Raw genomic sequence first — 25,644 nt, 5'->3', positions numbered from 1 at the left:
AGAATAATAAATAGAGAAGCTTATGAAAACTAATCCACGGAGAAAATTTATAAAACAAACTTCAAAAACAGTAGCAGCCGGGATGGTTTTCAGTCATCTTCCTGTTTTTTCAAATGCTAATGTCTTTGGGCAAGAAAAAATAAAATTAGGTTTAGTGGGCTGTGGAGGTCGTGGTACCGGCGCTATATTTCAAGCTTTGACGGCATCAAAATCTGTTGAGTTAGTAGCAATGGGAGATGTTTTTCAACATGAGCTGGACAATAGTTTTCAAAGGGTTTCTAAAGATTTTCCAACACAAGTCAGCGTGCCAGGAGAACGTCAGTTTTTAGGTTTAGATGCTTATAAGAAAGTCATTGATGAATGTGATGCGGTAATTTTGGCTACACCACCTGGTTTTAGACCTGATCATTTTGAATACGCCATAGCATCGGGCAAGCATGTCTTTCTAGAAAAACCATTGGCTGTTGATGGTCCTGGATATAGAAGGATTATAGAGACCGGAAAATTGGCGACAGAGAAGAAATTAAATGTTGTGGTAGGTCTACAATCCCGCTATGAAATTGCGCTCAATAAAATGGTGGAAAAAATTCATGCAGGTGATATTGGAGACGTTCTTTCTATGGATGTGTATTATAACATTGGCTTGGCCACGGTACATCCTCGAAAGCCAGGTCAAACGGAATTGGAATATCAAATTAGCAATTGGCATTATTTTAATTGGTTATGGGGCGGTCAGCTTGCTGGTCAGGCCATTCACCAAATTGATGTGGTTAATTGGATTAAAAAAAATTACCCCATCAAAGCAAGTGGAATGGGAGGTAGGGCAATGCTAAAAGGACCTGACCATGGAGAAATATTTGACCATCATTATGTAGAATATGAGTATGCAGATGGTACAAAACTACATGTGCAGTGTAGACAAATGGATAATTGTGCCAATAGGTTAGGTTTTAATATTCAAGGTTCAAAAGGTAAAGCCGATGAACGTTTCCAGATGGTTGATTTAAAAGGAAATTCGCTTTGGAGATACAGAGATAAAGATGATCCATCGTCTTCTCAAATAGAACAAGATGAGTTTATAGGAGCAATCTTAGGAGATAAACCCTATGTAAATAATACTAAGTATGGTGCTGAAAGCTCTATGACTACCATAATGGGTAGAATGGCAATTGAATCTGGTGAAATTATTGATTTAGAAAAGGCGAAAGCTTCTAATTTAAGTATAGTCCCTTCTGAATTTTCTTGGGATATGAAAATGCCTAATGCACCATTGGAAGATGGTAATTATGTGATCCCTAAACCAGGAATTCCTGTGTTATAAATGAATTAGTTTAAGAATGAGAAACCTAATTAAATACATTGTTTTAATCGTATTGATTGCTGGTTGTTCTACACCAGATAAGATGCCTATCATTATTGTTTCAGAAACTGCAGGCTTAGACCGTCCTTTAGAATATGTAAACCCAATAATTAGTTTAGGTAATAAATTAAAGGAGAATGAAGTGTTCGTAGCTATGGATTCAGAAGATGGTTCTGTAATACCGGTAGATGATATAGCTTTTGCTGAAATTGAAAACCGATTTGAATATTCAATTATTTTTCCGGTTGCGGTTACGGCAAATCAATCCAAAAAATTCAATATTAGTATTCAAGAAAAAAAGAAGAGTTCATTACCTGTTCAGCAAATGCTATCCGATGATAATCTTGTTATAGAAAATAAGTATTACAAAGCTACTTTTAGTACAGAAGATGATAAACGCGGCGGACAAGTAAATGGAATAGAGTTGAAGAACTTTAAAAATCAGCTCTTAAAAAGAAGCCACATTGCAATGCATTGGGCTCCTAATTTTTCTAAAAGTAGTTCAGAGTTGTATTTCAATTTAGAAGATTTACGACCGGATTCTAAAAATCTTATAGAAGTAGAGAAATACCGTGTAATTAAGGAGCGCTCAGGTATCACGGATAGTGTGCCGGAAATTCTAATTGAAGGACGTTATGAGTTTTATGATAATCTACCCTATTTTTTATTTGAGTCTATGATTTCGGTTCAAAAAGAAGTGGAACTAAATCTCTTACGGAATGATGAAATGACCATGGATAGTCTCTTTACTCATCTCGCCTACGCTCAAAAAGACGGTACAATTAAACGATTAAATCTATATTCTGATGAACTAGATGTTTTAGAAGAAAATCATGTTACTGATGATGCGCCTTGGTTGGCTTTTTATAATTTGGAAAAAGGTTACGGTTTTGGTTCAATACGTCTTCAGTATGATAATACAAATACTAAAGGAGGGCCTTCTCCAATGCATAATCCATACACTAAGATTACCAAATCTTCAAATAATGGTAGATATTGGAATAGAGTTTTATCTGATACTATTCAGACTTTTCCGGTCGGAAGTCAGTATTATGAGAAAAATGCTTATTTAATTTTTCCAGTAGGTTCAGAATCCCCTGTAAAGGTCATTAAAAATTATGCTGAGCGTTTAAATCAGCCATTGGGTATAAAGGTTACAGATAATTAATATGTAGCTCAGTATTAAAATCCTAGTCTATTATAGAAAATAGTGCCGTCAGTATTCCTTATTTTTTTTAACCCATTTAGAGTGATAAATTTGATGTCAGTTAACATTAATAAGAACAACAAAAAAAATGTCATTTTATAGTAAGTTATCAGATTTTGGTTCTCGTTTTGTTGGTAAGCATATCCTCTTTAAACACGGCTTTAACCTTTCACCTATGTACCGCAGAAGCACAGCTAGAATAAAGCATGTTTCTGAGGACCTTAGAAAAGTGACTATTAAGCTCCCTATTAGCTATAAAAACCGAAATTACGTAAGCACCATTTTTGGTGGGAGTCTCTTTTCAGCAGTAGACCCAATACCCATGACTCAACTAATCAATATTCTTGGTAATGATTTTGTTGTTTGGGATAAATCGGCAGAGATAGCTTTCAAAAGACCTGCAAAGGAGGATGTTTATGCAGATTTTGAATACAACCAGGAAGAAATAGACGAAATAAAGTTAAGGGTAGCGCAGGAAGATGAGATAGACATTGTAAAGACTACGCGCTTAATGAACGCGGAGCGGAATACTGTTTTTTGTGAAGTGAAAAAAACAATCTATATAGCAGATAAGGCCCACTATAAAAAGAAACGAGCGCTGGCAAAAGCAAAGAAAAGCGAAGAGAAATTATAGTAGTTGTACTCTAGCTTCTCTTAGCTCTTATTGTCTAAGCATAGTCACCTTTCATTATAAAGATATTAGGCTCCCGTTTGACTTACTTTTGCCCGGTTCCCTTTCCATCCTTTGTTGAATTGTTCTAGAAGATCTTTTACAATTTCAGGATTTTCTTTTGCAATATTTACGGTTTCTGATGGGTCTTTATTATGGTCATAAAGTTCTATGAAAACCGGCTCTGCATTTTTATCAGTATAGTCTTTCCAAACTATAAACCGATAATTTTTAGTCCGCATGGAATAGCCCATAAGTCGGTTTTCAAATAAATCACGATCCCATTTTTCGCCTTGTTGTTTTTTAATACGCCCTTCAACTTCTTCTATTAAAGGTCCAAAAGAAGTTTCCCGCATTCCTTTGGATAATGGGTTGGCAGCCCACTCGCGTAATGCTGGTGTAGGAAACTGAGAAAAAACTGCGGTTTTCCATTCCTGCTCAGGATTGGAAAGTAAAGGAGCAAAACTTTGACCTTCCAAAGTGTTGGGTTTAGAAATTTCTGCAAGATCACATAAGGTAGGATACATATCTACGAGCTCTACGAGGGCATCGGTAGATTTTCCTCTGGTTTCTTTTGCCATATCCGGTGTCCAGATAATTAAGGGGACTCTTGTGGCAATTTCATAGTTTGTAGCTTTTCCCCAAATACCCATATCACCTAAATGCCAGCCATGGTCACTCCACAGAATAACAATGGTGTTGTCTTTGATCCCGGCATCGTCAAGAGCACTGAGCATCTTACCAATTTGCGCATCTACGTAACTTACACAAGCTAGATAAGCATGCTTCAATTTTATGGCCTGCTCTGGAGATATATCTCCTTTTTTGGGAATGCCGGCTCTTGCTCGCAATTCAAAAGAAGCATGTAACCCCATGGCGGCTCCGTCTTTTGGAGCTTTGTCCTGTGCCGCAAGTTTTATGTCTGCCTCATCATACATATCCCAATATTTCTTTGGGGCAATCCAATCTAGGTGCGGTTTTTTCATTCCCATACCTAAGAAAAAAGGCTTTTCAGGATTTTTCTGAAGCATATCTTTCATGGTGGCAATGGCCAAATCAGTATTGAATCCGTCTTCATAGGCGTTATCTGGAAAATCGGCAAATTCGTAAGAAGGACCTTTACCTAGACCATTTCTTAGTGCTTTTTCTCCGTATTTGGCTACCATGGCAGCGCTATTCTCTTTTTGCATTTTTATGTTCTCCGGTAGTTTGAATCCGAATTTTACATCGGTTTTATTCATCTTAACGGGTTCTCTACTCCAAGAAAGTAATGGGTCGTTATATTTGCCATGATAGATTTTTCCGGTGTGTACTGCCTCATAACCATTGTCTTTAAAATGCTGAGGAAGTGTTATAATATCAGGGTTTTTATCTCTGAAATAGGTGAAATTTTCAATGACCTGAATGGTTTCGGGTCGTGCACCAGTCATTAAACTTGCTCTAGATGGGCTGCAAATGGCTTGCTGGCAATACGCATTATTAAAGCGAAGTCCGTCTTGGGCCAACGCATCAATATTTGGAGTGATGGCAATATCGGAGCCATATACACCAAGCTCTGGCCTAAGGTCATCAATAGCAAGAAATAGAATGTTGGGTTGCTTTGCTTTTTTTACAGGAGTTGTAGTGTTCTTACAGCTAAACAATAGCCCAATAGAGACAAGAGCGAGTATACGAATGTTCATTTTTATCGAGTTTTATAAAACGATTTAAAAGTGGATTATAGTAAGAAGTACAAAACAGTATTTTGAACCGACTACAAATTAACTTTAAAATTGCGTGTATTGATTTCTCGATTTTATCAATGGTCGGCACTATTTTAACCATATCTGCATACTTTCTATTATAGTCCATTTTTAGCAATTTAAATAGAGTCAATTTGAATTATCCTGTTATAGAAATTAAAATTAATTTACCTTTCATGAGAATTGCTTTATATTCAAAATATGCTTAGAATTTCTCATTTTTTCTTTCTGTTTCTAACGGTCTGTACAGTAGGTTTCTCTACTTCGGTCTGGGGGCAAGAGAATCTAAGCAATTTTGACATCACTCATTTTCAACTGCCAATAGAGACAGAAGCCCAAGATATTTTAGAAGACCGTTATGGTTTTATATGGATAGCATCCACTAACGGATTATGGCGTTTTGATGGTGGTAATTTTAAGAATTACAGTAAAAATGAGCATGAACAGACCAGCATTACGGACAATCATATTTCCTATTTGTTTGAAGATAGTAACGGAATTTTATGGGTGGGTACCTATGGTGGAGGGTTATTGAAGTATGATCGGGAATATGACCGTTTCCAACGTTTCGTACATGATGAAAATAACCCAGAAAGTCTCAGTTTTAATGAAGTTAGAGTAATTTATGAAACCGCAGATAAAGCCTTTTATATTGGTACAGATGGTGGTGGTCTAAATTTAATGAATAGGGAAACGGGTACCTTCAAAAAATTCCAACACAACGCCCTAGATGTAGGAAGTATTAGCCACAACAATGTGTTGGATATTCAAGAGAGTCCTGATGGACGCCTTTTTATTGGTACATGGATTGGGCTAAATATATTTCACCCAAACACAGAGAAATTTACACGCCTTGTTCAAAATTTACCAGGTATTTTTCATGCCTATCCCGTATTGAGTTTTTACAAAGATCTCATAGTTTCTAATGGCAAATTATTTACTGTAGATAAAAAGAATCAGTTTCATTATCTGAATTTACCAGTGGAGCGGGCAAGTGCCATACAACCAAATGAAGAGAAGAGTTGTTGGATAGCGTACCAAGATCAGATAGCTATCATAGATGCGGATTTTAAGACCAAGAATTTGATAGCGCTAAATGAGCGGTTCAATGAAGGTACTTTTAACATTAGGGAAATATTTCATAATCCTTCCAAAGAAGATTCTTGGGTATTGGACGGAGCAGGCCACTTTTTTCATATTAAAAAATCATCGGTCATATTTCAACCTTTTTTGGAATCCGGTTTAAGCGGAAAAATTCTGAAGACTAAAAATAATTATTGGGTATTTGATAAGGGTACAGTTCAGATTTATGCGAAAGAATCCCATATACTTCTTAAAACTCTAAAAGGTTTTGTTCACAGAACGTATATGAGTTCGTATGATAAACAAACTATCTGGGTAGCAGATAACGATTTCATTTATAGTTTTACTGAAGAAGGTGAAACTTTACAAAAGACAAGTCGCAAGCCGGGCGAACTCTTTAGTTTTTTAGAAACCAGTTCTGGACTAGTGTGGACGGGGGAGGTTTTGGGTGCACGTATTTACAACCCCAAAACGGATACAACAATGTATTTTGACTGTGACCCCAATGACCCTAACGGTATTGGATATTTTCACCGTGCCAATGAAATTTTCGAAGATTATAAAAATCAAATTTGGATTGGGACCAATGGAGATGGCGTTAAACGATATGTGCCAGAGAAAAACCAATTTGTTCATTACAGACATGAAATAGGCAATACCGCTACGGTAAACAACAATTTTATAAATGTAATTTTTGAGGATGCGGACCGGACACTTTGGGTGGGCACAAACTCTGGACTTTGTAGCTATGATTCTCAGAAAGATGTATTTCTTCAATATGATAATAGCCTACTAAAGGATAGAATCATAAATAGTATTGAGCAAGATGCTAAAGGTAATTTGTGGTTGGGTACAAGAAACGGACTTATAAAACTGGATGCAAAGAATAATGTTGTCCGTATTTTAAATGAACAAGACGGACTCCTCTCACAGAAAATCAATATTTCAAGTTTAGTCACGGATGATGGTCATATGGTGTTTTCTACGAATGCAGGATTAATGACTTTTGACCCGGAAAATGTAGTAGCCAGTACCAAAACACCATCGGTCTATATTTCTAAATTATGGGTAAATAATGAACTGGTTTCACCTAATAGCAATTACATAAAAAAAAGTATTGAGGTAGAAGACCATTTGCAATTGTCCTATAAAGACCAAAAGATAGAGCTCGGTTTTCAAGCCATACAGTACAAGAATACGCAGCGGTGCCAATATGCCTATATGCTGGAGGGCTTTGACAAAGATTGGACCATGGCCAATGGCACGAGGGCTACGTATACCAACTTACCGTCCGGCAACTATACGTTTCTTTTAAAAGCGACTAATGAGGATGGCATTTGGACCGATAAGTTAAAACGATTGAACATTGTGGTCACCCCTCCGTTTTGGGAACGTTTATGGGTTCAGATTCTTGCAGGCATTCTATTGGTTTTATTAGGGGTATGGGCTTTTCGGTTTTTCTTGTTGAGAGAAAGGACAAAGAATATGTTTGAAATTGAGAAACAACGGGTCTATCAATTTGAAGAGTTGGCACAGATGAAATTGCGTTTTTTTACCAATATTTCTCACGAGCTACGAACGCCATTAACGCTTATTACCTCCCCGTTGGATAAGTACATTCGTAAAGGCACCAAGCCAGATACCAAGGTGTTACAAATGATGCACAGAAACAGCAATCGTTTGTTAGAACTCGTTAATCAGATTCTAGATTTCAGAAAATTAGAAGGGAGTCAGCAATTGCGAATCAAACCACATGATGAACTTTTGGTCTGCACAAATATGTACACGGCATATGAATACTGGGCGAAGGAGAAAAACATCAATTTTAAATGTGATGCCCCAGAAACGGATCATACGCTTTATTTTGATGAAGATGTTATTGAGAAAATAGTAAGCAACCTGGTTTCCAATGCGTTCAAGTTTACGGCAAAAAATGGAGCGATAAGCTTACAGGCTACCTATGCAAATCTTGAAATAGATAATGATGATAAGGTAAAGAAAGGTAACCTCCAGATAGAAGTGATAGATAACGGAGCAGGTATTCCAGAAAAATACCAAGAGAAGGTTTTTGAACGGTTTTACCAGTTAGATGAAACCCCGAATAAGGGCTACAGCAGCGGTATAGGCCTTTCCCTAATTTCGGAATTGGTGAAGTTGCATAACGGAAGTATAGCTTTAAAGAGTGAAGAGGGTATAGGCTCACATTTTACAATAACCCTACCCGTAGGTTACGAAGATTATGAAGCCAATATTCAAGAAGCGGTCGTTCCAATTACGGAAGTAGCCTCTGGAGAAACCGTAGTGTTGCTCATTGAGGATAATGAGGATATTAGAAATTACTTAACTGCAGAGCTATCTGAAGATTATGTTATTCTTCAGGCTGATAATGGTAAAGACGGTTTTCAGTTGGCTTTGGAGCATATTCCGGATATTGTAATCAGTGATATTATGATGCCGCTTTTTGATGGAATTCAAGTAGCAAATCAATTAAAAGCAAATGAATTGACGGCTCATATTCCATTGATGTTTTTGACGGCTAAAACAGGACTTGAAAATAAATTGAGAGGTTTAGAAACGGGTGCGGAAGATTATATAGAAAAGCCTTTTAGTGTTTCTGAGATTAAAATGAAAATTCAGAACCGTTTGGAAAGTAGACATCGACTTATCAAAAAATATAAAAAAGAAGAGTTGTTCATAGAGCCTACATCTTCAGTAGATCAGTATTTATTAAAGGTGAATGAAGTTATTGATGAGCACCTTGAAAATGCAGATTTTTCAATTGATTTTCTGTGCGATGAATTGGCTATCGGGCGGTCGCAATTGTATCGTAAAATTCAAGCCCTTACCGGTAAAACTATAATTGAATATATCAACACCTATAAACTGTCTAAAGCCATGCCCTTGCTACAAGATGGTAGCCTAAGTATAAAGGAAATTGCCTTTAAGGTGGGGTATAATGATAATAGGTATTTCAGCCGAATCTTTAAGAAAGAGTTTGGACATCCACCGTCACATTACGTACCCAATAAATAGATTAAGTGTACGTGATACACAAAAAGTGCACCCTTTTGCACAATTAGTCTACCTTGTAAAACAGGTAGTTAGGTAATTTTGAGGAGCTCATAGTATTGCTGCAACCAAAAAATACCTGAATGAAAAACTCCAGACGAAACTTCATTAAACAGTCCGCTTTTGCAAGCGCCGCATTAACCGTGCCCACATATAGTTTTGGGATTATAAATAAGCCAAAATTTTCCGAGCAAATTATAGGGCATGGAGATTTTACGTACCGCGTTCATAAAGAATGGGGAAACCTGAATCCTGCAAATACGCCAGTAAAAAATTGCCATGAAATGGTGATGGATTCTAAGGGCAGACTTATTATGGTAACGGATGAGATTAAGAACAATGTTATTGTTTATGACAAGTCTGGTAAACTATTAAAAACGTGGACACATGATTTGAAATCTGCTCACGGCCTAACCTTATCCAAGGAAGGTGAAGTTGATATGCTGTATATAACTGATAACGACGGAGCTATTCTAAAGACTACGGTAGACGGTAAGGTACTTATGGAGTTGCCAAATCCGCATAAAATAGGTGTGTATGAAAAAGACCAAAAGTATCGGCCTACCGAAACCGCCGTTGGTCCCAACGGAGATATCTATGTGGCGGATGGTTATGGTTCTGATTTCATTTTACAATACTCCAAAGACGGAGAGTTTATCCGAAAATTTGGAGGTCGTGGTTTTGAAGATCATTTGTTCAGTACGGCCCATGGTGTTACCATAGATGATAGAGATCCAAATAATATTACGTTGTTGTGTACCTCTAGAAAACACAATTCTTTTAAACGCTATAGTCTAGATGGTAAGTACTTATCTAGTATTTTTCTGCCCGGAGCTTTTGTTTGTAGGCCAGTTATAGATGGTGAGAATTTATATTCTGGAGTATGTTGGTCAAGGTTAAAGTATTTAGAGCAAACGCCAGATTCAGGCTTTGTTACCATTTTAGATAAGGATAATAAAGTAATCTCAAACCCTGGTGGGACGGCACCGGTTTATGAAAAGGGAGAGTTGCAAATGATGGTTCAAGATGTACCTCTTTTTAATCACTGTCATGATGTTTGTATAGACGACGATAAGAATATATACGTCTGCCAGTGGAATGCAAACAAAACTTATCCTATAAAACTTGAAAGGGTTTAGTTTATGAAAAAAATCGTTTTACAGCTTATCGTCCTAGGTTTACTTCTGGTCTCTTGTAAAGAAGAGGGCCAATACGCTTCCATTCCGCAGAAAAAAGTGCCGGACATGGTAGACTATAATTTTGATGTGCGGCCTATATTATCTGACAAGTGTTTTAATTGCCATGGTCCGGATGCGAATAAAAGGTCGGAAGATTTACGGTTAGATACTCCAGAAGGTGCTTATGGGGCTTTAAAAGATTCTGAGAACGAGTTTGCGATAGTGCCTAAGAACATTGAAAAATCGGTGGTGTATCAGCGGATTACGGCTAAAGATAGTTCCAACCTTATGCCTCCCGTGGACTCCAATTTAAAACTGTCCGACTACGAAATAAAGGTGTTGAAAAAGTGGATAGAACAAGGTGCGGTCTATGACGAGCATTGGGCTTTTAGTCCGGTGGAAAAACCCCAAATTCCTAATACAGATAAAGATTGGGTGAATAATGAGATTGACCATTTTGTTTTGGAAAAACTAGATGAGGTTAATCTTGAGCCAAACCAGATTGCAGATAAAGAACGTTTGTTGAAAAGGGTTTCATTAGATATTACAGGTTTGCCGCCTACACCTGAAATGCGAGAAAAATTCATTGGTGACAATGCTCCTGATGCTTACGAACAAATAGTAGATGAATTATTGGGCAGCGCTCATTATGGTGAAAAAATGGCCAGTCATTGGTTAGATGTAGCCCGCTATGCAGATTCGCACGGATTTCAGAACGATCAGTTACGTACCATGTGGCCTTGGCGAGATTGGGTAATTCATGCATTCAATGAAAATTATAGTTACAAAAAATTTGTAACCTATCAGTTAGCAGGAGATTTAATGCCCAAGAAAAATATAGAAACTATTTTGGCAACAGGCTTCAATAGAAACCACAAAATAAACCAAGAGGCAGGCATAATAGAAGAGGAGTTTAGAATAGAAAATGTAACCGATAGAACCAATACTTTTGGTAAAGCATTTTTAGGATTGACATTAGAATGTGCTAAGTGCCATGATCATAAATATGATCCTATTTCACAGAAAGAATACTTCAACACTTTTGCCTTTTTTGATAAAGTAATTCATAGGTCAAAACCTATGGGAGAAGTATTGGCAGAAGCTCCGCTAATCACAATTACGGATGAGGTTGTTGAAAAGGAACTTCCGTTTGTGAATAAAAAAGAGCCAGAGGATATAGAGGTCATGGTTATTGAGGAGAAGGTGGATATTAGAACAACCCACGTATTGAATAGAGGTGTATATGATGATAAAGGAGAGATTGTTCAGCCAAGCACACCAGAGTCAGTTTTAAAGTTTGATACGCTTGTTTACGATAGTAATCGTCTTGGGCTTACAAAATGGCTCTTTGATGTCAAAAATCCTTTAACAAGTAGGGTTTTTGTCAATAGGGTATGGCAAGAAATTTTTGGAGAAGGTATTGTTAGGTCTTCCGGAGATTTTGGTATGCAGGGAGATTTACCCACGCATATTGGTTTGCTCAACTGGCTTTCCGCAGATTTCATAGAGAATGATTGGGATATGAAACGTTTGATGAAGCAAATAGTTATGTCATCTACCTACAAGCAATCTTCTGTGGTTGATGATAAAAAACTCGCGTTAGATCCAGACAATAGGTATTTGTCGCATATGAGCCGTTTGCGGTTTAGTGCGGAGACTATTAGAGACCATGCATTGGCAACTAGTGGTTTGTTAAACGAGGAAATAGGAGGTCGTAGCGTAAAGGTGTATCAGCCAGATGGTATCTGGGAAGCAGCAAGTTCAGGGCGTGGTATTTTGGCGAATTATGTACAAGACCATGGCAAAGACCTGTATAGACGTGGTATTTATGTTTTTATAAAACGAACCACGCTCCCTCCGGTACAGTTAACTTTTGATGCTGCCACACGTGACCAATGCGAGGTGAAACGACAATCTACCATGACTCCGCTTCAAGCACTCATTGCTTTAAATGACCCAACTATTTTGGAAGCTTCTCGGGTATTATCGGAAACATTAATACAAGAAGAAAGTACCGTAGATGAGAAGATAGTGGAAGCTTTTGGGCGCATTATGAGCAGAACCATTAAACCCCAAGAAAAGGAAATGTTAGTGGGGTATTACCATGATCAGGAAGATGCTTTTGCAAACGATAAGCAGAAGGCAATAGATTTTATTGAAGTAGGGGAGTATCCTATTTTGAAAGATAGGGATGAAGTTAAAGTTGCAGCACTCATGCAAATCATTCACACCATCTACAATCTAGAAGAAACAATAGTAAAAGGTTAACGGTCAATCAAACAATATGGATAAAGAAGTTTTTGAACATTACTTGAATACGAACCGAAGACATTTTTTAGGTAAAATGGCCATGGGAATGGGCGGCGTGGCTTTAGGCTCGCTTTTAATGCCCGATTTGTTAACAGGAAAGAAAGCAACCGAAGAACAGTTACCTCTAGGGTTAAAACACTTTGCTGCCAAAGCCAAACGAATCATTTTATTAGTGCAAAATGGGGCACCTTCTCAATTGGAGACTTTTGATTACAAACCTAAGTTGAATGATATGTTCGGTCAAGAACTACCTCCTTCAATTAGAGGGGAGCAAAAATTGACAGGCATGACGGCAGGACAAGAATCGTTTCCGTTGGTGGGGTCTAAATTCAGCTTTAAACAATATGGAGAATCCGGTACTTGGGTAAGCGAGCTTCTTCCTAATATTGCCAAAATCACAGATGATATTTGCATGATAAAGAGCATGCATACAGATGCTATTAACCATGATCCTGCCCTAACTTTCATGCAAACCGGAGCCCAAGTGGGTAACAGACCTAGTATTGGTTCTTGGTTTAGTTATGGACTGGGTAGTGAGAATCAAAATTTACCTGCGTACTGCGTGTTGCTTTCCAAAGGAAAAGGTAATGGACAAGGTGTATACTCAAAATTATGGTCTAACGGGTTTTTAGATAGTTCGCACCAAGGGGTGCAATTGAGTGCCAGTGAAGACCCAATTCTATACTTGAACAATCCAAAAGGAATGGATAGGGAAACCCGTCGTAAGATGCTAGACCACCTGGCATCGTTAAATCAACTGGGGTATGATGAGTTTGGTGATCCGGAAATTCCAGCAAAAATCAAACAATATGAAATGGCTTTTAGAATGCAAACGGCCGTGCCAGAAATTACCGATGTTTCTAAAGAACCAGATCATATTAAAAAACTGTATGGTCCTGATTGTATGGTACCGGGTACCTATGCAGCCAATTGTTTGTTAGCTAGAAAACTGTCCGAATCCGGTGTGCGTTTTGTGCAATTGTATCATCAAGGTTGGGATCAGCATAATAACTTGGTAGGCGAAATTAAAGGACAGGCAAAAGATGTAGATAAAGCATCTGCTGCTTTGATTACCGATTTAAAACAAAGGGGACTTTTAGATGAAACCTTAGTGGTATGGAGCGGAGAATTTGGTAGAACAAACTACTGCCAAGGTAAACTCACCAAAGATAATTACGGACGAGATCATCACCCACGTTGTTTTAGCATCTTTATGGCCGGTGGTGGTGTAAAGGCAGGGATGTCTTATGGTAAGACAGATGAATTAGGATATAACATTGTAGAAAGCCCCGTGCATATTCACGATTTACATGCTACTATCATGCACTTAATGGGCTTAGATCATGAAAAACTAACGCACAAACACCTAGGTAGAAGATTTAGGTTGACCGATGTTCATGGTCATGTGGTAAAAGATATTCTAGCGTAGCTATATGAAAAAAGCAGTCCCTTTCTTTTTGAATGTTTTATTCTTTCTACATGTTTTGCTGGCATTTTTGGTGCTCTTTGAAGGGTATATGAAAGTTCCGTTTTGGGTTCAACCTTTAGGAAGAATGCATCCTTTGGTTTTACACTTTCCGGTAGCATTTATTGTGCTTTTAGTAATGCTCAATTTTTTCAAAAAACAGTTGGAGCCTGCTTCTTTCGAAAAGATAAACTTCGCGCTCTTATTGCTCACATCTTTTACCACGGTTTTGGCAACCCTAATGGGACTATTGTTATCACTGGAAGGTTACGACTCAGAATTATTGACGCTTCACAAGTGGGTAGGTATAGCGTTATGTTTTGTCATATATGCTTTGGTTTGGTGTTACGCTTATAAGAAAGTATTTCAGGTATTGCTATATGTTGGTTTGATAGGAGTATTGGTAGGCGGGCACTTTGGAGCGGGATTGACCCATGGCACCAATTTTTTAATGGAGCCTATTACCGCTTCAAAAGAAGAAATCGTAGATGAAAATACACCTATTTATTCGGCTTATATCGTACCTGTTTTAAAGTCGAAATGTACCAGTTGCCATAATCCTCAAAAGCATAAAGGTGATTTAGATTTGACCACAATCGAAGCCATAACCAAAGGTGGTGAGAATGGAGACGTATGGTTAGCTCATAATCCGGAAGAAAGCCTTTTATTGAAAAGAGCAGCCTTACCTATTGAAGATGAAGAGCACATGCCACCCGAAGGAAAACCCCAATTGACGGCAGGAGAAATAGAATTAATGCAGATTTGGATTGCACATGGCGCCGATGACCAAATTACTTATGCTCAACTAAAAGAAGGGGACACCTTAAAACAACTTGTTACCAGCAAATGGCTAAAATCTATTGAGGATAAGCAATATGAGTTCGATTTTGTAACGGCAAAAACCATCAAGGAACTGAATAATCCATATAGAACGGTAGTTCAAAAATCACCTACGTCACCAGCTATTGACGTTGTTATATTTGGTAGAAGCGCTTTTCAGGAAAATAACTTAACCGAACTTGAAAAGGTAAAAGATCAGGTGGTGTATTTGAATTTGGCTAATCTTCCTATTACAAGCAAGCAGATGGGTAGCATTGGAAAATTAGGTAACCTAGAGCACCTTGTACTCAATTTTACAGATATCAGCAGTGAGTCTTTAGCATCATTGGCGAGTTGTGCCAAACTAGAAACGTTGTCCTTGTCAGGGACCGCTATAGACGCGACTGTGTTGGAGCATTTGAAAGGCTTAAAGAGTTTAAAGGAAGTGTTCGTATGGAATACCAATTTGGAAGCTGAGGATATAGAGGTGTTAAGAAGCGAATTACCCAAGGTTATCATTAACGAAGGTTATATTCCAAATCCAGAAGAGGAGCTACAATTAACACCACCAACTTTGGTTAACGAAGGGAATATAATTAGTTCGGGCGATTTGGTTTCTCTTGGGCATAAAATGAATGGAGTTACCATTCAATATACTTTAGATGAGAGCGAACCAGACTCCACTTCAATAGCTTTTGAAAAAGCGTTTTCATTGGATTTAAAAGGGAAAAGACAACAAACTATAAAAACGTTAGCCTACAAAGAAGGTTGGTTACCTAGCAAGCCTGTTTCCTATGTTTTTTACGATAGAGGCCTAGTGCCCGATGGTATTGAAGTTTTGTATCCTGGCGTTTTAAGCTCGTATACAGGTGATACAGAAAAAATACTGACCGATGCCGTTCGGAATAATGAAAAAATAGGATTCTCTAAATTCTGGGCATCTTATAACAAAAAACCACTGGAGGCCATTGTTGACTTTAGCGTATCCACTCCCAAAATAAAAGAGGTGGTTTTAAGCTGTGGTATCCATTACAAACAAAAGAAATCACCATTAGATTTTGTAGGGGTTTGGGCTAGTGATGATAAAGTAAAATGGCAATTGGTTAAAAAGAAGTCTTTTGCCAATGAAAACAATTTAGACAGACTAGAGGAAATCTCAATAGAGCTTCCGCAGAAATCGTATAAATATTTAAAAATAGTAGCCCAGCCCCAAAAAGAGCAAACTATACGAATCAATCAATTGTTCTTTTTTTAAGGCTAGGCCTTGATTAGGGGTATGGTGGAATCCCGTTCGATCATAGTGGTTTTGATTACTTCAGTTTCAAATGGCTTTTCGGGATCACTTTGTTCTATACGGTTCACCAATTGTTGAGCGGCGCGCTGCCCCATATGATACCCATGCTGACTGATAGAAGTTAGGCTAGGAACTACATATTTAGGTAAAATTCCGTTTGTAAAGCAGATAATGGAAAGCTCTTCAGGAATTTTTATTCCCAAAGAATTTGCGGTCAATAATGAGGTGACACCCGCTTCTTCTTCTAAACCTAAAATGGCATCTACTTTTCCTGCGGATAGTAGTTTTCGTATTTCCACTTCCATAAATGATTTTTCCAACTTTTCAAAAATCAAACTCTGGTCCAAGTCTATATTATGGTCCTTTAGACACTGATGGTAACCGTTTATTCTCAGTTTTGATATCTCAAGGTCGCCCAAAAGCGAAACCACGGCAATACGCTTACATCCGCTTTTTATAAGATGTTCCGTTGCATTGTAAGCAGCTTTGGTATCATCTATGGTTACTTTGTCACAGTCCAGTTTTGATGATACGCGATCAAACATTACTACCGGTATACCTTTGTTCAAGAAGGGCTCAAAATGGTCTGTATTGTCAAGTTTACCTGTTTCCTCCGCAAGCGAAACTAAGAGTCCGGATATAGCACCTTTGCGTAGCATTTCCGTAATAGCAACTTCCTTTTTGTAGGATTCGTTAGAGATACAGGCAATCATATTATAACCACGATCATTCAATACTTTTTCTACACCACTAATAACTTGGGCAAAGAAGTAGTTGAGGATATTTGGAATGATGACACCCACAGATTGCGAAGGTTCTTTTCTAAGGTTAATAGCATTCAGGTTGGGACGGTATTTGTGTTCCCGTGCATACGCAATGATTTTCGCCTTGGTTTTGGCGCTTATTTCATGGCTATCATTTAACGCCTTGGATACGGTAGATTTAGAGACTTTAAAATGCTTGGCAATATCGTCTAAACTAAGTTTTCGTTTCATAACAGTATCAAGATACTAAATATCATATTAAGACATTACTTCATTTTTGCCATTCCGATCGCTAAAATAGCATTTTGGACCTACGCTTTTTACGAAACCCATTTCGAAAAATACAAAATATTACAAATATCTGATTATAAGCACGTTGTGATTATGAAATTTTGAATTTACAAAAGGTTCTATTTTGTATTTTTAGTACAGAAACGAATTATCTAGAACTCGTTTTAAGTTATAGTTTAAATTTGACAAAAGTGCTTGGTTTTTAAGAGAATACAAAATATCCAATAGGACAACGTTCAAAAAACAGAAGCACTTACAAACACCAAAAAATTATGTACAGTATAGGTTACGATATAGGAAGTTCGTCAATAAAAGCGGCCTTAGTTGAGGTAAGTACGGGTAAACCCGTTGCTGTAGTGAGCGAACCTAAAACAGAAATGGATATTCTTGCCATTAACAATGGTTGGGCAGAACAGGATCCAGATACATGGTGGAAACATGTTTGTACCGCTACAAAAACATTGCTATCGGAAAATAATATAAAACCAGAAGAGGTTACGGGTATTGGTATTTCATACCAGATGCACGGATTGGTTGTTGTTGATGAGAACCTAAAGCCTTTACGTGATTCCATTATTTGGTGTGATAGTAGAGCGGTAGGTATTGGTCAAAAAGCATTTGATGAACTTGGCAATGACCGTTGTAGTGAGCACTTATTAAACTCGCCTTCTAATTTTACCGCATCCAAATTAAAGTGGGTAAAGGAAAACGAGCCGGAAAATTTTGAACGTATTCATAAGTTCATGCTTCCTGGAGATTATATAGCCTGTAGGTTGAGCGGTACAGCAAATACAACTTTATCTGGTTTATCCGAAGGTATATTTTGGGATTTTAAGACGAATAGTTTAGCCACTTGGTTATTGGATTATTACGGATTGAACGAATCTCATGTACCTGAAATAGTTGATACCTTTTCTGTTCAAAGTACAGTATCGGAGCAAGGAGCAAAAGAATCAGGTTTAAAAGTAGGTACGCCTATTTTATACCGTGCAGGAGATCAGCCTAACAATGCATTGTCTTTGAATGTTTTTAATCCAGGAGAGGTAGCTGCAACTGGTGGAACATCTGGGGTTATTTATGCTGTTACAGATAATCTTTCGGTTAAAGAAAGCTCACGAGTTAACAATTTTGCCCACGTTAATTACAGTGCGGAAAATAAGAACATAGGTAAACTACTTTGTATAAACGGAGCTGGTATTCAGTACAGATGGTTGTTGAACAACTTGGCTGTAGCTTCATATGATGAAATGAACGATTTGGCCAATTCCGTGCCACAAGGTTCGGATGGCGTAAAAATATTGCCTTTCGGTAATGGTGCAGAACGTATGTTGAATAATGTGGATTTAGGTACCAATATGTTTGGCATCAACTTAAACAACCATACCAAAGCACATTTATGTAGAGCTTCATTAGAAGGTATTGCCTTCTCTTTTGTGTACGGTATGGAAATCCTTAGGTCAGATGGTATTACCGCTACCAAAATACGGGCAGGAAACGATAACCTGTTTAGATCAGAAATCTTCTCAAATACAATAGCAACGCTTATTGACCGCGAGATAGAAATATATAATACCACAGGTGCCATTGGCGCAGCTAGGGCCTGTATTTTACGTGATGGAGATTTTTCAAGCTTTGGCGAACAGATTATGGCTAATGATTATGTCATGAGCTATAAACCTTCCGCAGAAAAAGAAGCATTACAATCTGCATATTCCGCATGGAAAAAAGAATTAGAACAATTATTAAAAAACAAGTAACATGGCATTATTAGGAGACAAAGAGTACTTTAAAGGTATTGGAGAAATTAAGTTTGAAGGGAAAGAATCAGACAACCCTTTAGCATTTAAATATTACAACCCGGACCAGATTGTTGCAGGTAAAACAATGAAGGAGCACTTCAAATTTGCTATCGCATACTGGCATACATTCTGTGGGCAAGGTTCTGATCCATTTGGCCCAGGTACGCAGAATTTTGCTTGGGATAAATCTTCAGATGCCGTTCAAGCTGCAAAAGATAAGGCAGATGCTGCTTTTGAGTTTATCAGTAAAATGGGATTCGATTATTTCTGTTTTCATGATTTCGATTTGATTCAAGAAGGTCCAACTTTCGCGGAGTCAGAAAAAAGATTAGCTACTATTACAGATTATATAAAGCAGAAAAAAGCGGCTTCAGGTATTAAATTATTGTGGGGTACGGCTAACTGTTTCTCTAATCCAAGATACATGAACGGTGCTGCTACAAACCCAGATTTTGATGTGGTTGCTAGAGCAGGTGGTCAAGTAAAATTAGCGATGGATGCAACTATTGCATTAGACGGTGAGAACTATGTTTTCTGGGGAGGCCGTGAAGGGTATATGTCTCTTTTGAACACAAACATGGGTCGCGAATTAGATCATATGGCGCAGTTCTTAACTATGGCTAGAGATTATGCTCGTAAGCAAGGTTTTAAAGGTAATTTCTTTATTGAACCAAAACCAATGGAGCCAACTAAGCACCAGTATGATTTTGATTCGGCTACAGCAATCGGTTTCTTAAAAGAGTACGGATTGGATAAAGATTTTAAAATAAACATAGAAGTAAACCATGCAACTTTGGCACAACACACTTTTCAGCATGAAATGGAAGTTTCCGCCAAAGCAGGAATGTTAGGTAGTTTAGATGCCAACCGTGGGGATTACCAAAACGGATGGGATACCGATCAGTTCCCAAACAATATTCAAGAAACTACTGAAGCTATGTTGGTATTCTTACAAGCAGGCGGTTTACAAGGTGGAGGTGTTAATTTTGATGCTAAAATCAGAAGAAATTCTACTGACCTAGAAGATATTTTCTTGGCTCATATTGGTGGTGCGGACACGTTTGCAAGAGGTTTAATTACTGCCGATAAAATAATCCAGTCTTCTGATTATTCCAAGCTTCGTGAAAACCGTTACAGCTCTTTTGATTCAGGAAAAGGAAAAGAGTTTGAAGGAGGTAAATTAAGCCTTGAGAACTTATACGATTTAGCAACTACAAATGGCGAGTTAGAGCTTAAGAGTGGTAAGCAAGAATTGTTCGAAAACATTATTAATCAGTACATCTAGAATATATGAAGTTTTTTATAGATACAGCAAATTTAAACGACATTCAAAGCGCCTACGAATTAGGTGTTTTGGATGGCGTAACTACCAATCCTTCTTTAATGGCTAAAGAAGGTATAACCGGAAAAGACAATATTTTAAAGCATTACTTGGCAATTTGCGAAAAAGTTGAAGGTGATGTTTCTGCTGAGGTTATTGCAACCGATTATGCAGGTATGATCAAAGAAGGTGAAGAGTTAGCCGCTTTACATCCTCAGATTGTAGTAAAATTACCAATGATTGCAGATGGGGTAAAAGCGTGTAAATATTTCTCTGATAAAGGAATAAAAACAAACGTTACTCTTGTATTTTCAGTAGGTCAGGCATTATTAGCTGCTAAAGCTGGAGCTACCTATGTTTCTCCATTTTTAGGTAGGTTAGATGATATTTCTACAGACGGTATGCGTTTGATTGAAGAAATCCGTCTTATATATGATAACTACGGTTTTGAAACGCAAATTTTGTCGGCTTCTGTTCGTCATACTATGCACGTAATTAACTGTGCTAAATTGGGGTCAGATGTAATGACAGGTCCATTGTCAGCTATTGAAGGTCTACTTAAGCACCCGTTAACGGATAGTGGTTTAGAGAAATTCTTGGCAGATTATAACAAAGGAAATCAATAGGTAAACCTGTCGTAAACAGACGTAATAGACAAGTCTGAACAACAGTTTCTAATTTATTTTATAGACTATATTGCCGGTGGTTGAAACTACCGGCAATTTGGTTAAAGAATACTTCTGTTTCACCTAAATTAATCACTCTTATGAATTACAAACTAATGTTACTTGTGTTTCTATATGAGAAGAGTGTATTGACGGTCTCTTTTCAGTTTTTCTCAGATAATGAGGTGTATCTAGAAGGACAGGATAAAGTAGGCAAGATACTCTGGAAAACCCGTTATGTAAAAAAGTAATACCGGAGTCTGGATATGGTGCAGAATAACTAATCTGTTTGTGTGCAATAGTCATTTACCCTATCTTCTAACCGATTCCATAATGCACAGCATATTTTGGTTTTTCACCTTATCAAATATCAATTTTTAAAAATACAACAGAGTAGAAGCACTCCTATATGAGATTAAGTAATATAATTTTGAGTTTAGTTTTTTGCGTCTTTCTTACGCAATGTCATCTCTATGGACAAAATTCAAATGACGATTACACCTTTATAGATATAGAACAAGATAATACCCAAAGAGCGGTTTCCACTATCGTTGAAGACAGCATGGGCCTTATTTGGATGGGTACCAATGGGGTGGGGCTAAAGAAATATAATGGTATTGATTTTACTACCTATAAGCAAGATATTAGCGAATCAAAATCACTGAGCAATTCGCTTATCCACACGTCGTACATTGATAAGTCTAATAGATTTTGGATAGGTACGGAAACGGGCTTGGATTTGTACAATAGAGATTTTGATAATTTTGATAAAATAGAGTTGAGGGGAGAACCCGGATTAGAAAATGGTGTCCTAATTAGAGCAATTCAAGAAGGTATTAATGGAGAGCTTTTAGTAGGTTCTCATTATCATGGGGTATTTAGAGTAGATCCGTTAACCTTACGCAGTGAGTCAATTCCTTTTCAGTCTACTATAGCCAAATCGGCCATACAGGTAAATTGTATTTTGAAAAGTAAAACAGGTAACGTATTTGTAGCTACTAATCACGGTCTTTTTGAGTATGACGGGGTTAAGGTTGCACCCTCGCAACTTCTGAATGAAAGCGGGGAAATAGCTAAAAACCTGAATGTAAATATAGAGACGTTATTTCAAGATAAAGAAGGTGCAATCTGGTTGGGTACCCTATCAGACGGATTGATTAGAATAAAACTACAGTCTGCAAATAAGTATAAAATAGATTCCTTTAAGGTAACCCCAGAAAGGGTGTTATCCATAGCCCAAGGAGCAGATGGTAATATCATATGTGGTACGGAGAATGACGGGCTTTTTGTACTAAAATCAGACGGAACTTTAATAAAGAATTATCGCTATGATAAGTTTGATGTTAAAAGTGTAAAATCCAACTCCATTTGGTCCGTTTTCGTAGACAGCCAAGAACGCATTTGGATTGGATATTACAACAAAGGGGTAGGGGTTTACGATAAGTTGTTTGACAAGTTTAAGGATATTGAAAGTTTGGCCAATATCAATAATTCCCTGCTGCTGCCTTCGGTTACCGGTATTGCTAGTGATAAAGAAGGTAGATTGTGGATTGGTTTAGATGGTGGCGGTATAGACGTATATGATGCTGCAGAAAAAAGTATAGTTCATTTAAAAGACTCTGAAAATTCAATAGCAACTAACCTGCATGCGGCAGCTGTTGCAGGAATGTTTTTTGATAGTAAAGGCAATCTTTGGGTGGGAACATGGAATTCCGGTATCTATTACCTTCCTAAAAACTCATCAAAATTTATAAATTATAAGATTTCAAATACGAACGGTGGGCTTACAAGCAACCGTATAATGACATTTGATGAAGATAAAAACGGAATTATTTGGATTGGCTCTTACGTAACGGGCTTACATTCCTATAACCCGGAAACCAAAATATTCACGCCTTACAATACACAAATTTATGAAGACGTAATTCCTAGTCATGGAGAAGTGCGTAAAATTTTAGTAGATAGTAATGACTTTATTTGGTTGGGTACCACAGGTGGTCTGTATAAAATAGCCAATGATTTTTCTGGAGAGGATAAGGCCATTTCTTTGGTAGATCGCATGCACGCAGATACTGGTCTAAAGCCTACCGTAGATAGAATAGTATCGTTATTTGAGGATAGTAATAATATCATTTGGATAGGCACAGATGGCGGAGGTTTATGTAAATATAACCCCTTTAAAGATGTATTTACATGGTATGGAGATAGAAATGGTTTAGGGCAACAGACCATAGCTTCAATTTTAGAAGATGATAATGGTGCGCTTTGGTTAGGCGGTAATAATGGTATTTCTAGGTTGGATGTAGCGGAAGAAAGTATTAAAAACTTTGATATTCATGACGGGTTATTGGCTAACGATTTTAATTACAATGCTACGTATAAAGATGATTCTGGTATTCTGTACTTTGGTAGCTATGAAGGGGTTAATTCTATAGATCCCCAAAACTTAAGTTTCAATAGTAATGAACCACAAGTTTACTTTACAGATTTTAAGCTGTTCAATAAGTCCGTTGTTCCAGGAACGGAAAAATCGCCTTTAGAAAAAGTTATAGGACGTACAGAAAATTTAACCCTCACTCATAACCAGTCCGTTTTTACCATAGAATATGCAGGTATTAACTTTACAAGACCTAAAAAGAACCAATACGCTTACTTTTTACAAGGGTTTGACAATAGGTGGAACTATGTAGGGAAAAGCAGAACTGCAACCTATACGAATCTTCCTGTGGGCGATTATGTTTTTAAGGTGAAAGCAGCTAATAATGATGGTGTTTGGAATGAAACGCCCAAAACTTTGAAGCTTACTATTTTAGCACCTTGGTGGGGAACAACTACGGCTATTTTACTGTATATACTTGCCATTTTGCTAATAACTTACTTTTTGATTAAGCTGGCAAATCAGCGAGTTCAGGAAAAAAGAATGGTTCAGTTTGAACGAGAAAAGCGTTTGCAAGAAGAAGTGTTGAACGATAGAAAGATTCAGTTTTTCACTAATATCTCCCATGAATTTAGAACGCCGCTTACACTTATTTTAAATCCGTTAGAAGACATTCTTAGAGATTCGGGCACTTCTTTTTCTCAAAAAATGAAGGAGAAGCTGGGTATCATCCATAAAAATACCAACAGATTAAAACGATTGATTGATGAGTTGATGGATTTTAGAAAACTGGACATTAACAAGCTCAACGTTAAGGTGTCAGAGCTAGAGGCCATAACGTTCATCAAAGAGATTACAAATCATTTTGAGGAAGAGGCTACGCTAAAGGATATTCACTTTTTAGTAGAATCGGAGGAGCAACCCATAACGCTCTGGAGTGACCCATCTATGTTAGAAAAAGTAATTTTCAACATCCTTTCAAATGCCTTTAAAATTACTCCGGATAGGGGAACCATAACGGTAGGTGTTTTTAAATGCGCCAATAAAATTATATTCCCTCTGGTAAATGAGAATGAACCTTTTCAAGCCTTGGAAATAAGTATAGAGGATACAGGAAGCGGTATTGGAAAAGAAGAATTGGAAAAGGTTTTTGAACGGTTTTACCAAGTAGAAAAAATGAACAGCCAGTATTATGGTGGTACAGGTATTGGTTTAGAAGTAGTAAAGAATTTTATAGACCTGCTAAAAGGGAAAATAGTTGTAGAAAGTGAAGAAGGACTTGGTACCAAATTCAGAATCTTTCTACCCCTTGGTAATGCCCATTTCAAACCCAGCGAGTTGTTTTTAAAACCTGAGGAAAAGAGCGAGGAATTAAAACCGGTTGCAATGACCGGAGATATCGTTAATCAGTATGCAAATAATGGTTTGGATACTACGCTTCTAATTGTTGAAGATAACGCTGAGCTAAGGGCTTATCTAAGAAGTGAGCTAAAGGGCGAGTATAAAGTTATTGAAGCAGTAAACGGAATGGAAGCCTTAAAGGCTGCCGAAAAAAGAACACCAGACATTATTCTTTCTGATGTGGTCATGCCAGAAATGGACGGATTTGAGTTTTGTAGACATATAAGGGAAGACCTTAAAACAAGCCATATTCCCATTCTAATGCTCACCGCCAAAACCATGACGGATGATTGGGTAAAGGGTATTGACTGCGGAGCGGATGTTTATCTGACCAAACCTTTTGAAATGACCGTGCTTAGAGCTCAGTTAAAGCAAATATTGAGCAGCAGACAAGTACTTTTTAATAAGTATTTGAAGGATTCAAACAACGTAAAAGTCCCTGAAAGTGCTTCTGAGCTAGACAAAGGTTTTATTACTAAAGTATTAGATTATGTTACCGCTAATCTATCTGATGAAAATCTTAATGTAGAGCAGTTAGCAGAGGAATTAAATTTAAGTAGAAGTCAATTATATAGAAAGATAAAAGCACTCACAGGCTACTCCGCAAATGAGTTTCTACGCAAAATAAGACTTGAAAAAGCCAAGCAGATGATAGAGAACGGAAACGAATCTATAAGTGAAGTTTGCTTTAAAGTAGGCTTTTCCTCTCCTTCTTATTTTACCAAATGCTTTAAGGCCCAGTTTGGGTTTCTTCCTACCGAGGTTAAGTAATCACTTGATAATTTCTATTGTTTTATAAACCCATGACTTTGTTAAATTTAATTAAATT

15 protein-coding genes are annotated in these 25,644 nt (G+C 37.5%); 13 read left to right on the top strand and 2 right to left on the bottom strand.

What is annotated here, in order from left to right; all coding sequences use genetic code 11:
- Positions 1–22: 22 nt before the first annotated feature.
- The 3 genes from HW347_RS08090 to HW347_RS08080 all read left to right on the top strand — a co-directional run bounded on the left by HW347_RS08090 (position 23) and on the right by HW347_RS08080 (position 3,201).
- Positions 23–1,321: a Gfo/Idh/MocA family protein gene (locus HW347_RS08090; RefSeq protein WP_214611373.1), complete on the top strand. Its 1,299-nt coding sequence runs from the start codon at positions 23–25 to the stop codon at positions 1,319–1,321.
- 16 nt (positions 1,322–1,337) lie between these two features.
- Positions 1,338–2,528 (top strand): hypothetical protein, encoded by a 1,191-nt coding sequence (locus HW347_RS08085; RefSeq protein ID WP_214611372.1) that lies wholly within the window; start codon positions 1,338–1,340, stop codon positions 2,526–2,528.
- Between the two features lie 127 nt (positions 2,529–2,655).
- Positions 2,656–3,201: a DUF4442 domain-containing protein gene (locus HW347_RS08080; RefSeq protein WP_214611371.1), complete on the top strand. Its 546-nt coding sequence runs from the start codon at positions 2,656–2,658 to the stop codon at positions 3,199–3,201.
- 65 nt (positions 3,202–3,266) lie between these two features.
- Here the strand turns inward: HW347_RS08080 and HW347_RS08075 are convergent, their stop codons facing one another.
- Positions 3,267–4,919 carry a sulfatase gene (locus HW347_RS08075; RefSeq protein WP_214611370.1) on the bottom strand — a complete coding sequence of 551 codons (1,653 nt, stop codon included), beginning with the start codon at positions 4,917–4,919 and terminating at the stop codon, positions 3,267–3,269.
- 261 nt (positions 4,920–5,180) lie between these two features.
- Here HW347_RS08075 and HW347_RS08070 point away from each other — a divergent pair, with 261 nt between their 5' ends.
- From HW347_RS08070 to HW347_RS08050, 5 genes are all read left to right on the top strand, one after another.
- Positions 5,181–9,095, top strand: a complete 3,915-nt coding sequence (locus HW347_RS08070; protein ID WP_214611369.1) for a hybrid sensor histidine kinase/response regulator transcription factor — start codon at positions 5,181–5,183, stop codon at positions 9,093–9,095.
- A 119-nt stretch (positions 9,096–9,214) separates the two neighbouring features.
- Positions 9,215–10,270 carry an NHL repeat-containing protein gene (locus tag HW347_RS08065; RefSeq protein WP_214611368.1) on the top strand — a complete coding sequence of 352 codons (1,056 nt, stop codon included), beginning with the start codon at positions 9,215–9,217 and terminating at the stop codon, positions 10,268–10,270.
- Positions 10,271–10,273: 3 nt separating this feature from the next.
- Positions 10,274–12,577, top strand: coding sequence for a PSD1 and planctomycete cytochrome C domain-containing protein (locus HW347_RS08060; RefSeq protein WP_214611367.1), 2,304 nt, complete (start codon positions 10,274–10,276; stop codon positions 12,575–12,577).
- A gap of 16 nt (positions 12,578–12,593) precedes the next feature.
- Complete coding sequence (locus HW347_RS08055) at positions 12,594–14,048, top strand: DUF1501 domain-containing protein (protein WP_214611366.1); 1,455 nt, start codon at positions 12,594–12,596, stop codon at positions 14,046–14,048.
- A gap of 4 nt (positions 14,049–14,052) precedes the next feature.
- On the top strand, positions 14,053–16,158 hold the full coding sequence (locus HW347_RS08050) for a c-type cytochrome domain-containing protein (RefSeq protein ID WP_214611365.1): 2,106 nt from the start codon (positions 14,053–14,055) through the stop codon (positions 16,156–16,158).
- A 2-nt stretch (positions 16,159–16,160) separates the two neighbouring features.
- On the opposite strand, the gene HW347_RS08045 is transcribed toward HW347_RS08050, so the two are convergent.
- Positions 16,161–17,192, bottom strand: a complete 1,032-nt coding sequence (locus HW347_RS08045; protein ID WP_214611364.1) for a LacI family DNA-binding transcriptional regulator — start codon at positions 17,190–17,192, stop codon at positions 16,161–16,163.
- 332 nt (positions 17,193–17,524) lie between these two features.
- Between HW347_RS08045 and HW347_RS08040 the strand changes: the two genes are divergently transcribed.
- From HW347_RS08040 to HW347_RS08020, 5 genes are all read left to right on the top strand, one after another.
- Entirely contained in the window at positions 17,525–19,009 is a 1,485-nt protein-coding gene (locus tag HW347_RS08040) for a xylulokinase (RefSeq protein WP_214611363.1), read from the top strand.
- Between the two features lies 1 nt (position 19,010).
- Positions 19,011–20,336 (top strand): xylose isomerase, encoded by a 1,326-nt coding sequence (gene xylA / locus HW347_RS08035; RefSeq protein ID WP_214611362.1) that lies wholly within the window; start codon positions 19,011–19,013, stop codon positions 20,334–20,336.
- Positions 20,337–20,341: 5 nt separating this feature from the next.
- Positions 20,342–20,998, top strand: coding sequence for a fructose-6-phosphate aldolase (gene fsa, locus HW347_RS08030; protein WP_214611361.1), 657 nt, complete (start codon positions 20,342–20,344; stop codon positions 20,996–20,998).
- Between the two features lie 140 nt (positions 20,999–21,138).
- The gene (locus tag HW347_RS08025; RefSeq protein ID WP_214611360.1) at positions 21,139–21,288 is read left to right on the top strand and encodes a hypothetical protein; all 150 of its coding nucleotides are present in this window, start codon (positions 21,139–21,141) and stop codon (positions 21,286–21,288) included.
- A 179-nt stretch (positions 21,289–21,467) separates the two neighbouring features.
- Positions 21,468–25,586, top strand: a complete 4,119-nt coding sequence (locus HW347_RS08020) for a hybrid sensor histidine kinase/response regulator transcription factor (RefSeq protein WP_225901851.1) — start codon at positions 21,468–21,470, stop codon at positions 25,584–25,586.
- Positions 25,587–25,644: the final 58 nt, after the last annotated feature.

The organism is Zobellia barbeyronii (genome assembly GCF_018603515.1).
Classification (GTDB): domain Bacteria; phylum Bacteroidota; class Bacteroidia; order Flavobacteriales; family Flavobacteriaceae; genus Zobellia; species Zobellia barbeyronii.
Note: the sequence above shows the minus strand (reverse complement) of the source record. Positions and strands in the feature narration are given on the sequence as shown.